Annotated in this window: 13 protein-coding genes; 8 read left to right on the top strand and 5 right to left on the bottom strand. The window is 38.6% G+C overall.

Features of this window, described 5'->3' with window-relative positions:
• Positions 1–364: 364 nt before the first annotated feature.
• A complete protein-coding gene (locus tag Q0976_RS17640; protein WP_299495188.1) occupies positions 365–2557 on the bottom strand; it encodes a hypothetical protein in 2193 nt (730 codons plus the stop codon).
• Positions 2558–3000: 443 nt separating this feature from the next.
• Here Q0976_RS17640 and Q0976_RS17635 point away from each other — a divergent pair, with 443 nt between their 5' ends.
• The 4 genes from Q0976_RS17635 (at position 3001) to Q0976_RS17620 (ending at position 5076) form a co-directional block, all read left to right on the top strand.
• Entirely contained in the window at positions 3001–3204 is a 204-nt protein-coding gene (locus tag Q0976_RS17635; protein ID WP_299495187.1) for a hypothetical protein, read from the top strand.
• A gap of 401 nt (positions 3205–3605) precedes the next feature.
• Complete coding sequence (locus Q0976_RS17630; protein WP_299495186.1) at positions 3606–4040, top strand: DUF1842 domain-containing protein; 435 nt, start codon at positions 3606–3608, stop codon at positions 4038–4040.
• 609 nt (positions 4041–4649) lie between these two features.
• Positions 4650–4847 (top strand): hypothetical protein, encoded by a 198-nt coding sequence (locus Q0976_RS17625; protein ID WP_366525082.1) that lies wholly within the window; start codon positions 4650–4652, stop codon positions 4845–4847.
• A gap of 28 nt (positions 4848–4875) precedes the next feature.
• The gene (locus Q0976_RS17620) at positions 4876–5076 is read left to right on the top strand and encodes a hypothetical protein (RefSeq protein ID WP_299495185.1); all 201 of its coding nucleotides are present in this window, start codon (positions 4876–4878) and stop codon (positions 5074–5076) included.
• A gap of 297 nt (positions 5077–5373) precedes the next feature.
• Here Q0976_RS17620 and Q0976_RS17615 read toward each other — a convergent pair whose 3' ends face one another.
• Complete coding sequence (locus Q0976_RS17615; protein WP_299495184.1) at positions 5374–5808, bottom strand: MarR family transcriptional regulator; 435 nt, start codon at positions 5806–5808, stop codon at positions 5374–5376.
• A gap of 100 nt (positions 5809–5908) precedes the next feature.
• Here Q0976_RS17615 and Q0976_RS17610 point away from each other — a divergent pair, with 100 nt between their 5' ends.
• The 4 genes from Q0976_RS17610 (at position 5909) to Q0976_RS17595 (ending at position 9765) form a co-directional block, all read left to right on the top strand.
• Complete coding sequence (locus tag Q0976_RS17610; RefSeq protein ID WP_299495183.1) at positions 5909–6409, top strand: DUF2798 domain-containing protein; 501 nt, start codon at positions 5909–5911, stop codon at positions 6407–6409.
• A gap of 250 nt (positions 6410–6659) precedes the next feature.
• Positions 6660–8474 carry a protein adenylyltransferase SelO family protein gene (locus Q0976_RS17605; protein ID WP_299495182.1) on the top strand — a complete coding sequence of 605 codons (1815 nt, stop codon included), beginning with the start codon at positions 6660–6662 and terminating at the stop codon, positions 8472–8474.
• A 229-nt stretch (positions 8475–8703) separates the two neighbouring features.
• Positions 8704–8961 carry a hypothetical protein gene (locus tag Q0976_RS17600; RefSeq protein WP_299495181.1) on the top strand — a complete coding sequence of 86 codons (258 nt, stop codon included), beginning with the start codon at positions 8704–8706 and terminating at the stop codon, positions 8959–8961.
• A 12-nt stretch (positions 8962–8973) separates the two neighbouring features.
• On the top strand, positions 8974–9765 hold the full coding sequence (locus Q0976_RS17595) for a YdcF family protein (protein ID WP_299495180.1): 792 nt from the start codon (positions 8974–8976) through the stop codon (positions 9763–9765).
• A 215-nt stretch (positions 9766–9980) separates the two neighbouring features.
• Here the strand turns inward: Q0976_RS17595 and Q0976_RS17590 are convergent, their stop codons facing one another.
• From Q0976_RS17590 to Q0976_RS17580, 3 genes are all read right to left on the bottom strand, one after another.
• Positions 9981–11084, bottom strand: a complete 1104-nt coding sequence (locus Q0976_RS17590; protein ID WP_299495179.1) for a phosphoribosylaminoimidazolesuccinocarboxamide synthase — start codon at positions 11082–11084, stop codon at positions 9981–9983.
• A gap of 143 nt (positions 11085–11227) precedes the next feature.
• Complete coding sequence (locus tag Q0976_RS17585) at positions 11228–11728, bottom strand: hypothetical protein (RefSeq protein ID WP_299495178.1); 501 nt, start codon at positions 11726–11728, stop codon at positions 11228–11230.
• A gap of 62 nt (positions 11729–11790) precedes the next feature.
• Positions 11791–12447: a Coq4 family protein gene (locus tag Q0976_RS17580; protein ID WP_299495177.1), complete on the bottom strand. Its 657-nt coding sequence runs from the start codon at positions 12445–12447 to the stop codon at positions 11791–11793.
• Positions 12448–12764: the final 317 nt, after the last annotated feature.

Here is a 12764-nt window from a genome sequence, read left to right as displayed (position 1 = left end):
TTGTGCGCATTTAGAGCGAAAACGACGTCAAGGTGTTGGGAGCTGCCTTCGTTGGCTCGATAGTGCTTAACGGGATTCGATGAGTATTCATTTTTAGCATTAAACCATACCGTTCTTTTATTATGCTGAACAACTTCTGAAAATTAGTTCAGTGATTTACTTTGCATGAAATTCCACATAAATCAAATTTTTCATAGATTGACCAATCTTTTTGATGTTAGATTAACCTTTATAATTAATGGTAAAGAACGAATAGTAGATCTTGAGGTGTAGATTTTGGGTTATGGCGTTATAAAATTAATTATGGATGTCTACATTGATATTGTTGCCGTTCATTTTTATCAATCCACATATTGACATACTATTACTCTGCAAAGCTGCCAATAAAGTCGTTTAACAGATAAAATCCACATAAAACATGTGAACCTGAAGGATCAACAACAAGCAAATTTAATATCTTTTGATCAAGAGCGGCAATAATGCCTTCTTCAGTGACTTCACATACTCCGCGAGAACTCCCAATATTATTAATTACATCACCTTCGAGTAAGCTTGCCATATCATCATAATTGCCTTCGGTAACCAATACGTCAGCTTCATACTGATATAAATAAATAGGGTAATCTATGTCATTATCTAACATATAGTCTTGAAGCGACACATCGTTACCTGTAGGACTATCGAGTAAAGTGATCTCTGATATACTCGTCAAGCTATTTTTAAATAATAGTGACTTTAATGTGTCGTATTTATGTGTGTAGACATAGTCTAAGCCAAAACTTGGTTTTATCGTATAAACGATATTATCCAATAAATTAGTTTCCAAAAAAACATCATCATCATTGATTTCTAATCCATAATACTCTCTAAACCCAGGTAAAATATAATCTTTCAAAAAAGCGGCTTGATAAGGTACTAAAGAATACTCGCTATAATTTAAATATGTGTCATCTGTATTATCAAAATAAGCTGCTATCATACCATTCATAGTATCCAGAATGTTATAAGGCCCTTCTCCAGCCCATACTGCTGCTAAATTAGTATATTCTTCGTATAAAAAACGTAACATTAGTGCTATGGTTGAATGTCCGCCTTGGGAATAACCAAGTAAAGTTATAGGTTCACTGCTGATATCAATTTGAGTTAGAGGGGTTAAAAACTCTGAATAATAGTCATTATAAAATTGCTCGAATGCTTTAAGCGCATCCAGACTAAATGTTGCTGCGGCATCTTCGATTAAATAAGCTGGCGTTGCATCTACTGCCACGCCATTACCCAAATAGTAAGAGGCAACAACCGCATAACCATTAGATGCTGCTAAATTACCCAGTAACTGTGCCGCACTGTCTGCTTTACCCACATTTTCGCCGGTGTATTTTTGATAACTTAATATGGGAATAGTATGACTATCAGATAATTGTGACTCTAAAAGAACAGGAAATGCCACATAGGCTGAAACTTCAATAAGATCACCATTCGGTGTTGCCGTATTATAAATAAGCGTGGTGCTATAAATACTTTGAGCATAAGGCGGAAACGCAATATAAGGAAAAACAGGGTAAATCAGTGCCCTTTCAGCCGGCGTTAAACCCAGTTCCTGAATATACAGTTCTTTTAAATCTTCTTTTGTTAATAAAACTGGCTCGGTAAAGCTCGTATAATGACCTTGCGTCTCCCCAGCACGAGTAAAACTGACAATATTATCCTCGTCTTTTTTAATAATATAGTCAGTATTATCCGAAGTCATATCTAAGTTAAACACTTGCTCTTTAGAACGATTATAAATATTTTCTACTTTTGTAATACGCTGCTTATTGATTAATTCTTTTTCAAGTGCTTTATTTTCATAGACTAAATAATAGGTCGAGTTATCACTAGTATTACAATAATCAAAATCAGTCGCTCGGAATTCATGAGGCTGTGGCACTATTGTGAGATCGGAAGGATCGTAAAAATCCGTTTGTGGCTCGATATAACGATTAAACGCCACCGCAGCAGAAGATGTTGATATTAATTGACCGACTCCTGTATTTGCCAAAAAAGCCGATTTCAACTCATTAAAAAGTAATAAGCTCATCTCAAAGTCATCAGTATTCGCAGAAAAATCAACCATAGCGTTAGCATCAGTTGCAATATCACTCACATCGATGAGTTGAATCCCATTAGTACTGTCTGAGTCTTCATCCAATGTCATTAACAATCTTTTAATGTTTATCACAATATTGCGATTATTATAATGGTCATACCAACTGGCTAAACTGATAATATGACTCGTATTCAATTTTGGTAGGATTAAGCTATTATCTTCACTGCCAAGATAAAAACGGATTGTTTCTCCTTGTCGATAATGGAACTCTCCTAGATTATTTGTAACTCCCCTTTGAGTCTGTGTCACATATGCAATTTGACTAACGGGGCCATTATCAAGTAATACCCCCGTTTTAATACCGCTAGTCGTTGAAGTACAAATATCAGAATGTGTAAAAGTATTATCATCATTACAGCCACTTACCAACAAAATTACACTTAACATTAACCATAACGAGAAAGTTTTCATTTGTTATTTTACCTTTAGACATGGGTTCACATTGCCTTATTGTTTATAAGATTAGGCAGTGATAGCTTATTTATCCATCGACAAGTCTTATTTTGATATAAACATAAACTTATCTAATACCAAATTGATTAAATAATTGATTAATTCAGCGCCTCTCAGTGGGTTCAGTTCAAGACGCATGACTGAAAGAATGGTTGCTCCCTTAAGAGGTTATGCAACACAGAAGTGGAATGCTTGAGAGGCTCACTTAGTGAGGGTGTCAACATTCGCTACACTGGGTTAGTGACTTTAGATATACGACTCCAAGGATGGAGAAGATAGGGCGACGTTGGAACCCAAGTCGAGAATAACGATTAGCTTCAAGTCACCGCGACCGCCATGGCCGTTCATTCACACCCATATGAACACGGCACTTGTTCATTCGTAAACATCAGATGGTGGGAATGTCTGTCAAAGCAAGAGCAATTAACGACCTTGTCTATCGTATTTTGACTTCCCGCGGAATGACTACCTATTTAATCAAATTGGTATTAGCCAAGGCCATGGTAGGTTTTGAGTTTAAAATTAACTTCTTTTTCTTACTGACTCTGTTTTGGTCACTTGTTTCGATGTTAGCGACTTATACTCGCTCAAAGCGGCAGTATTAACATCATTTTATAAGGAAGAGTTGGGTTTAATGAGATGAGTTTTGCTCCTTATACCTCATATTCTATTCATTGATTTAGAGATAGCGACAGAGCGACAAAGCCTCAGAGTCAATGACATGCTATCCAGTTTAGTATTGGTGCTTTGTAAATGAGTTTACCTTACTCGTCGATATTATTATGTATATTGTTTTTTAGTATTCTTGATTCAGATACTTAAGTGGATTAAGAGAGAAGGTTGAATTAATCCTTTAATGGCTGTAATAAGCTGTAATATTTTTATCAGAGCTTTTTTCTATAATGTTATTGCCACACTGGCTAAGAATGCATTGTTTCATACTGCTCATTTTTCAGTGGTATAGAGAAGCAATACCATAAAAAGTATTTTTTGTAGAGGTAGCACCATGGAATACGAAAAGAAAAACGCGGAGCATGCAGTCATTACTCAACAAATCGTGTTAACAACCGGTTTAGATGGGGGGTATTCACTGACGCTTGATTTAGTTGAAAATTCTGACACCTTAAATTTTTCAGGTTTAGGTAAGGTATTTCAAGCGATAAACCCCCCTTTAAACGTATTTTCAACCGTTGGAGGGCATATTTTACCTTTATTAGTTTTAGGTGCGCCAATGCCGTTATATATCGGCGTAGGCATGGGCAAATCAGGCTGTTTGACCTATGAAAATCTAGAATTTGAATTTCAATTAGGTAATACCAAAGAGGCTGAAGGGACTGGTCGTTTCCGCTTTAGGGATTCGATGTCTGGTGAGTGGATTAATGTGCCTAATTGTAAGGTTCAGATTGAATCGACATCAGTGGATCAGACAAAAGTGGCCTAATCATAGTCACTATGTAAGAAGGATGAATATTATCCCTGTGCTGATTTAAGGATAATACTTCTCATCCTTTTTTATTAAAAAAACAATAACTAAATTAATCAATCAAGGCAAATATGGACGCTCACTTATAGTCAAGCTTGTTTCATCTGTTTTTTACTTTTGCATAATTAGATAGAAACCTAGCTAAGCTCATAGTAGGTCTTGGTTATTAAAATTAACGCCTTTATTCTGACTTACTCAGTTTTAGTCATTGGTCTCGATGTTGGGGACATATTTTCCTCATACTCACCCAAAGTGCTTGTACTGAAAAGCAACCAATGAATAACCAAAACAGTCATTATTATTGTCTGTAAAATAATCAGTGCATCTACAGTTATTGTCTAATATTAAGACTGAATGATTAAACTTAGTATGGTAAAGTTCAATAATACAATGTGTTATGTGTAAGTTTTTGACTGGGTTCTTAGTTAATAAAGAGCCGTGGTTGTCGAGGGAAAGGTCGATATAATGTGGGTGGCACTTTAGGAAGTTGGTTTATCAAGGTTGTTTATGACCTCTTTATGAGTCTCACTGGGCAGTCCTTGCGGAGTGGTTGTACTGGAGAGCAGGTTGAGTGAGCCTGCATTATTTAAGTTGGCCCGAGAGATAGGTCAACCGATGACATCTTTTGTCATTGAGTCTGATGGGGCTTTCTCATTCGTTGGTTGGCCTTGGCAGGCGACATTAATCTCTGTGGTCATGGTATTAGGTGCTGGCGCCGCAATACTGGCAGACTATTTGTTGAATGAGCTCAAGTTTAAAAGTTAATACGGTGATGTGATCATGGCCAAACAAAATGACTTATACAGTATTACCACTATTACCACTATTACTAGTGTTAGCAGTCAAGCTGGTGGGGGCTCCTTATGCTATATCTAATGGGATAGCTGAGTTGGCCGAACTGTTAGCCGAACTGTCAAAAGGGTTTTTTTCAACGGATGCTCTAGTTGTGGTGTTATTGGTAGAGCAGTTCGTGGCTGACTTTGTCCCTGAGTAGCAAAGCTTGCACGAATAGTTGATTATCATGCGCTCATTGTGATAGCACAGAGTGGCCGATATGATTATGTTTTAGGATATTTCCCCTTAAGTTCGGCATTTTCAAGGATAGGTCAACGAGGTCGGCACGTTGCTCGCTAGCGCCGTATTGATTTAGTCAATTGGGCTGAGATAGACTCATCGCTCGTCAACTTTCGAGTGCGGGATGGGACTTTAATATTAAAAAAGAAGCCAGCTTATCGATTAAACTGCTTGCCCAAATTAAGCCACGAGCCACAGTAAATTAATAAAGCTGTGTTTAGCTTTTTATTGTCAATAAGTTTTGAGAGAGCTGTTGAGATACCTTTAAAAATGTCTCTAGATCTTGTGCGCTAATCTCTTGTGTCATGTCTTCAATGAGTAACTTCTCTTTTGCTTCAAAGCGTTCAAAAAGCTGACGGCCTTTGTTTGTTAATGATAAGAATTGACTGCGTTTATCATTAGGGTTCGCTTGTTTTTCAATAAAATGTTCAGTTAGCAATTTTGTGACTAATCGAGCGATTTGAGCTTTATCACGTTTCAGAACCAAGGCTATATCATGTGCAGTGGTATTGTTTTGTGACCAAATAACCCGCAATGCTCGCATATGCATTGGGGCTAAATCTATTTTATTACAAGCCTGAATATCTGAGAAATGGCTTTTAATATCATAAGCTAACCGAAAAATGGCTTCGTGGATTTGCATGTTATTCATTTAGATCGCCAAGGTTTTAGTTGACATTGTCAACTATTTTTTAGATAGTTAATATTATCAACTTTCTAAGCACTGAGTAAAGTGAAAATAGGGAATAGAAATGGTGTCAACAACGAGTGGATTGCAAGAACCGTCAGCACATAAAGAAAATCTAGCTATGAGGAAGTGGAAGAAAGTCTTAATCATGGTATTGATGACTGGGCTCATAGGCGGTTTTTTCACAGGATTAATGACTTATGTCAATATAGGTTTGAGTCAGGATTTTTTAGGGAATTGGGGACGCTCTTTTGCCATGGCAATGTTGGTTATGGCTCCGATAGGAGGGTTATTAATGGTGATAATAGATAAAGTGGTAAAAGCACTATTTTCTCGTTTATCCATGAAAAAGAAAAACCTTATCTTTGGTTTATGCATGGCGCTTTGTATGCAAACCATCTTAGCAAGTATCACGGCGTTTAATACTGTCGGTTTAGCTCAAGGGGGCTTATTTTTTATAGCCATAGGTTCTGCTATGTTAGCAGCATTGCCGTTGGCATTTGTTATGGCAGTTGTTGTGGGTACGATTATTAAGCCTATATTAGATAAAAATTTAAGCCGTTAGGGATTGGTTATTTATCCTGAACTCGGGATAAGCAGGCAAATTAAAAAATAGAAAATCATGAGAGTGTTATTAAGTTTTGATTTTAAATTGATTTTTATGTTACTTGTCGCTCATTATTCCGAGTTCAGTTTATTTAAATTTAATCTGCAGGGGAGTGTGTTTGGTGATGGTGTTCTTTTTTAGTTAAGATACACAATATATAAATTTATTTGGTGAGTTAGGGGATGAATAACCCTAAGTATGAATAACCATGACAAATCGATTGCCTCAGAAAACCTCCTCAACCATATCGACGCTCAATGAGCTTGCGAAATGGACAGATTATTCTTTTATGGACACGCTTAACTGCGATCCAGATGCGACTGCAAACGGCGTTGATCACGCGCCTAGGCAAGTTTTTTCGGGCCATTATGTCCCTGTTAATCCAACGCCAATTAAAAGCCCTGAATATGTCACGCACAGTAAAGCATTTTTCTGTGAGCTTGGTTTTGCCGACAGTATGGCCGAGTCTGAAGATTTCGTTCAAATGTTTTGTGGCGATATTTCTCAGGTGCCAGAGCCGATGCGCAAAACGGGTTGGGCGACTGGCTACGCATTGTCTATTTACGGCACGGAATATATACAACAGTGCCCGTTTCAGACGGGGAATGGATATGGAGACGGTCGAGCCATTTCTGTGCTTGAGGCCGTTATTAAGGGGCGACGTTGGGAAATGCAGCTCAAAGGCGGCGGTCGGACGCCATATTGTCGTGGCGCGGATGGCCGCGCTGTGTTGCGATCCAGTGTTCGTGAATTCTTAGCGCAAGAGCACATGCATGCATTGGGTGTGCCCACATCACGGTCGTTGAGTTTGTATGTGTCGAAAACGGAGCAGGTTAAGCGACCATGGTACTCAAAGGATTCGCACTCCACCGATCCCGATAGGTTGATCTCTGAACCCGTTGCCATCTCGACACGTGTCGCATCGTCGTTTATTCGCGTGGGTCAACTTGAACTTTTTGCTCGCCGTACCCGTCATAATGCACATCCTCAAGCGATGGAAGAACTTGAAAAAATGGTACTTCATTTGATTGAACGTGAGTACGCTGAGGTTATTGATAGTCAACTCTCCACGCCAGAAAAAGTAGTGTTGCTGGCGCAGGAATTTCAATACCGTCTCACATCATTGGTTGCTAACTGGACTCGCGTCGGCTTTTGTCAGGGAAATTTCAACAGTGATAACTGCGCTGTCGGCGGTTTTACTCTTGATTATGGTCCCTTTGGCTTTTGCGATGTATTTAACCCGTATTATCAACCTTGGACAGGGGGCGGTCATCATTTCTCATTTATGAATCAACCTAATGCCGCGCAACGCAACTTTGCCATGTTTTGTTCTGCGCTACGGCCGTTACTGGCGTCAGATCAGGATGACTGTGATGACTGTTTGTTCGCGCTTGATGAGATTGAACGTAAATTTTCCATAAACATGCAAATGCGAATGACAACAATGTGGGCGGCCAAGTTAGGTGTAGTGCAAGAGATAGGCACTTTAACGGAGTCTGAAAAGCATCTTTTTGGAGCATTGCTCAGTGAGCTTGACACCCTCATGATGGAAACGCCGCTGGATTACACTATTTTCTTTCGTGAGCTCTCGTCGATACCTGACGACATTGGACCACTCAAGAAAAGTTTTTATAGTGGTTTAGACAATAATAACGCCTCAGAGACTGAACTCAAAAAAAGGGGGCCTAAAGAGAGGGATATACTCTGGGCTGCGTGGCTTGAAAAATGGAAAATGCTGCTTAATATTGCCAGTGACGGGAGTGGCACCTCGACTCGTTCTCGTGAGGAGATTGCTAGGCAAATGAAGCTCGTTAACCCCAAATATATTTTACGAGAATGGTTTATGGTGCCAGCTTATGAGCAAGCTGCGGCGGGCAATTATGCTCTTATTCGTGAGCTGCAGGCGGTGATGAGTCAGCCATACGCAGAGCAGTCTAAGGCGATAGAGGATAAATATTATCGGTTAAAACCCCTTGAGTTTTTTGAGGTGGGTGGATTGTCTCATCTTAGTTGCTCGTCGTGAGTCTTTCAGCGACAAAAGAAAGTGAATAATTGGTTTGAAAGGATAAATATTTTAATCATCATTGGTTATTCATGTAGTGATTCAGGCTTGTAATAAGCTTTAATCAGTTCAATGCTCTAAATAATGCGCTAAAGATAAGGGGTCAACAATAGTGATTGATGCATTGGACTGAGTCAGTCACTGAAGGGGAATATACATAAACAATGAAGTCATTTTTGTAACGCATAATGTGAGTGCACTGGCTGTGCCTTTACCTGTTATGAAGTTAAGTGTGGCGATAGTCATTGTTTGTAAAGTTAATTCTACTTTTTTGAACAGTCGAGCAGTTGCCGAGCTGGGAGCCGATCGGGTGGCCATTATAGGCACTTTAGGGCCAGTTATCACAACAAGTTTAGCCGTGAGCATATTGAATGAGGCCTACACGATTTACTATGGTTTAGGCACCTTATTTGGTTATTTTAGGGGTGGGATTGTTAGGCAGGAATAATAAGGTAAAGACATGAGCTTAATATTGTTGGTTATTTTAGTGCTATTGATAGGGTTATGTTTTAAGTGTCAATATCGAAAGAGCGCTTATGGGCTGAGTATATTAACAGTGATACTGTTTTTTCTGATTGGTAATGGAGTGGTGCCGCGATATTTACTCATGCAGTTGCAACAAGATTATCAGCGTAAGCCCAATCTGCAGTGGGCGAGTCATAATGTGATTATTTTGCTTGGGGCTGGAACCATTAAGATCCCCGGTACAGGAGAGGTAGAACCGCCTTTATTTGCCTATGGCCGCATTGTGGAAACCGCGGTGCAATATCAAGATTGCCATCAGTCTAAGCAAGAGTGTTGGATAATTATCAGTGGTGGCGACCCTTCACATAACGGTATGAGTGAAGCCAAAGTGTATCAAGATTGGTTAGTGGACTTAGGGGTGCCAGAAAAAGTGATGATTACTGAGCCCAATAGCCTTAATACTTGGCAAAATGCCCAGTTCACGAGGCAAATTTTAGTGTCTGATCATGATTTCTCACCTTTCACGGAGCAAAATAGTATTAGCGTGTTAATGACATCTGCTTTGCATTTGCGTCGCAGTGAGCTGTATTTTAACCATTTTGGCATTAATGCCATTCCATTCAGGGCTGATTATCTTAATGTGTCGGTTTCGTGGTTGCCGACGGGCTATGCATTTGCATTAACGGATTTTGCACTTCATGAATATGTGGGGTATTGGCGATATTTTATTTATAACATGATGGGATGGAATGCACCTCAGCAGCAGGCTGTTTTTATTTCTGATTGAGATCATGCCACTTGGGGATATGTACAAGTTTGACTGCTGAAATGGGGATCAATGGCGTGAATTGGGCGTACTTTCCCAAATGGATTAACATAAAGGGCTTTTTGTCTCTTAGTTAATGCCTCTTAGTTAATGTCCCTTAGTTAAAAAGGCCATTTAAAGAACTCAGTATGAGTGTTATGTATAGCTTAGTACATAACACTCAACGTTCTTATTGATTAATCAATTAATCGATATTCATCGCGTAATACATCAATGATTTCTTGTTTGGGATTGAGGCTTATCGATAAACGTTTGCCGATAATTTTTTCAGCGATACCGATATAAGTATCTGAAATCATCATCATAATTTCTTGTGGTAACAGGTTGTCTGCTGCTAATGCTAAACGCTCTGGCATACGGTTTTTATTGAGCAGAATGTCTGGCTCAGGGAAATGATTGAGCAACCATTGCCTAAAGCCTTCTTTAGACTGTTCGATAACCTTGCCTTGTGAGAATGCATTGCCTTCCCATATTCTGGAGCTATCTGGGGTACCGACTTCGTCCATATAAATCAATTTGTCATTGCCTTGTGTATCTTTAACATAGCCAAATTCAAATTTAGTATCGACAAAAATTTCATTTTGTTTAGCTAATGCTTCGCTAATAACATCAAAGCCTTCTGTTAACAGCTTCTCATATAAATCAACGTCCTGCTCATGATTAAAATGAAAGCCTTTTAGGTGGCGTAAAATATCGGCGCGAGAGACATTCACATCATCGGCTTCTGGTACGCCTTCAAGGCCTGTCAATATTCCTTTTGTTGATGGTGTGATCAGTAATTCAGGCAATTTCTGATCTTTATTCAGGCCTTCTGGTAAGGTGATCCCACAGAAGTTCCGCTCCCCTTGAGTATAACTGCGCCACATTGAACCTGTGATATATTGGCGGGCAATGGCTTCTATCATCACTGGGCGGGCTTTTTGTACTATCCATACTAATGGATGGGGAATATCTAAAATATGGCTATCGGCTAAGCCTTTTTCTTTAAATAAAGTAAACCAATGATTTGAAATGGCATTCAATGCCATTCCTTTACCTGGTACACCATTTAATCCATCCTCGCCTCGCCAAATACAATCAAAAGCGGAAATACGATCGCTGATAACCATAATGGCCAGAGGCGTATCGGCAGGCACATCGTAGCCTTTTTCTGAAATTAAACGGGCACTGTCGCTGTCAGTTAACCAATAAACACTACGCACTTTGCCAGAATGGACGGGTTTTTCGGTACGAATAGGAAGATTATCATTAACGACTAAGACTTTATCAGCAAGGTTCATTACGGGATACCTATATATGAAAGGAGTGGGCTTAATTTGCAGCGGATTGTAGCAGAAGTTAAATGTGCCAACACTAAGAGAGTGCAACAAATGTGGCCTTAAAAAACAGAGTTCTCAATACAAGATAAAGATCACTTTATTGATTACTTTTTAGCGAGTTTTTCCCCCTTATGTAGAGACTTGATATGTAATTTTATAAAAAATTGACAGGCTAGTTGAGCACGATTATTTTTAAAACAAAAACCATTAATAACAAAGTCCTCTGTTTCACCTCTAGAATGTTTGGCACGTTCTAGGCATTGTGCTAGTTGTTTTTTGTTGTGTTTAATGGACAAATATAAATGACTATGAGTTTTGCGATAAAAGTGACTGGTAAAAGATTGAGTGATGATCTGATAGTCTTTGAGGACAGGCTTGAAAAAATGATAAAAATAGATGTATGGTAGTGCTTCGGCTTTCATTACTTGAGCACCAAAATAGATACTTTGATAGAAATTTTTATTGATGCGATGATTGGGAAGTCTAGCGACAATTTTATGCTTGTCTATGACAATGAGGTGAAACTTAATTTTTGACAATAAAGGTAAAATAAAAAAAAATAATAATTTAAGTTTTATTTGGATCCAAAATACTTTCCATTTCATAATGTTTCCCTATCAATATTTGTTGGTATGGGTATAACGTGTTGACTAAAATTCCTATTTTTTTATTCAAGATTGATTTGAAGATCGGCTCTCACCGTCTCGGCTTTTTCTTCATATAAGTTTTCCCAGTCAATATGAAATACTTTTTTTGAGGCTTTGCCTATGGTGCGGCCTTTGACAAATTCATCAATGACCTGGGCGACTCTTTGAGGGTGATTTAAGCTGCACCAGATTAAACCAGCACAAACATTAATCACTGGACTTAAATAATAGGGATGTTGTATAGAGCTAAACCCTGCAATGCGCGCCTCTGAATGAAATGTCGTATCCACATCCAGCAGGACATGATAAATATCATGGGTGGCGACAAGCCGATTAATAATGTAGGCGTAATCATTTTTGTCCCGGTTATGATGGTTAAATAAAGGGGTGGTTTGAGCATGTAAGTATAATTGATAGCCAAAACTGTCTTCGGGTAAGTGTTTCAATTTTTTGAGGTTAATATTGACTGGCACCCTTTGTTTGACGATGTGATGGTTTTCTTTATCAGATAGTACGTCAGCTAGATGTAGCTTTCGGCAAATAGGGTATGAATGGGTCAGTTTATAGAGCAGTACAGTGGCATATTTATTTTGTACTGATATAAAAATATAGTATACCACGGCCAGTTGACTGACTTTACGCTTGAATAGTACTTTGGTTTTTTTGATTAATCCCATGTTTATTCTGCCATTATTTTGATTCTCTTAATGTCTTTATTTTAATGTGCTATAAGGCTCTGTTTTCTTATCTTGCTATGCGTTGAACATGTTTATTGAAGGCTGTTTTACACTTGCTTAAGCACTTTTACTGATGGCTTAAACGTGTTGAAGCGAAATCGTGTACTGTGATCAGTATAAGTGGTTTACCTTTTTTATTAGTATGAAAAAAGTAGGGGAAAAGTACTATTTTAAAGTGATAATTAAATGAATAAGTCTTAGTAGTATGAGATGGTGTCTTCGATACTAATGGATGTTTTTGAAAAGGGTATAAGGGA

Origin of the sequence: uncultured Shewanella sp. (assembly GCF_947501665.1) — a bacterium.
Taxonomy (GTDB): Bacteria; Pseudomonadota; Gammaproteobacteria; order Enterobacterales; family Shewanellaceae; genus Shewanella.
This window is presented reverse-complemented; position numbering and strand designations above follow the sequence as displayed.

Excerpts from the sequence above, each read along its gene's own strand:
- Q0976_RS17640 (WP_299495188.1), bottom strand. The coding sequence starts at position 2,557 with ATGAAAACTTTCTCGTTATGGTTAATGTTAAGTGTAATTTTGTTGGTA.
- Q0976_RS17635 (WP_299495187.1), top strand. The coding sequence starts at position 3,001 with ATGTCTGTCAAAGCAAGAGCAATTAACGACCTTGTCTATCGTATTTTG.
- Q0976_RS17630 (WP_299495186.1), top strand. The coding sequence starts at position 3,606 with ATGGAATACGAAAAGAAAAACGCGGAGCATGCAGTCATTACTCAACAA.
- Q0976_RS17620 (WP_299495185.1), top strand. The coding sequence starts at position 4,876 with ATGACTTATACAGTATTACCACTATTACCACTATTACTAGTGTTAGCA.
- Q0976_RS17615 (WP_299495184.1), bottom strand. The coding sequence starts at position 5,808 with ATGAATAACATGCAAATCCACGAAGCCATTTTTCGGTTAGCTTATGAT.
- Q0976_RS17610 (WP_299495183.1), top strand. The coding sequence starts at position 5,909 with ATGGTGTCAACAACGAGTGGATTGCAAGAACCGTCAGCACATAAAGAA.
- Q0976_RS17605 (WP_299495182.1), top strand. The coding sequence starts at position 6,660 with ATGACAAATCGATTGCCTCAGAAAACCTCCTCAACCATATCGACGCTC.
- Q0976_RS17595 (WP_299495180.1), top strand. The coding sequence starts at position 8,974 with ATGAGCTTAATATTGTTGGTTATTTTAGTGCTATTGATAGGGTTATGT.
- Q0976_RS17590 (WP_299495179.1), bottom strand. The coding sequence starts at position 11,084 with ATGAACCTTGCTGATAAAGTCTTAGTCGTTAATGATAATCTTCCTATT.
- Q0976_RS17585 (WP_299495178.1), bottom strand. The coding sequence starts at position 11,728 with ATGAAATGGAAAGTATTTTGGATCCAAATAAAACTTAAATTATTATTT.
- Q0976_RS17580 (WP_299495177.1), bottom strand. The coding sequence starts at position 12,447 with ATGGGATTAATCAAAAAAACCAAAGTACTATTCAAGCGTAAAGTCAGT.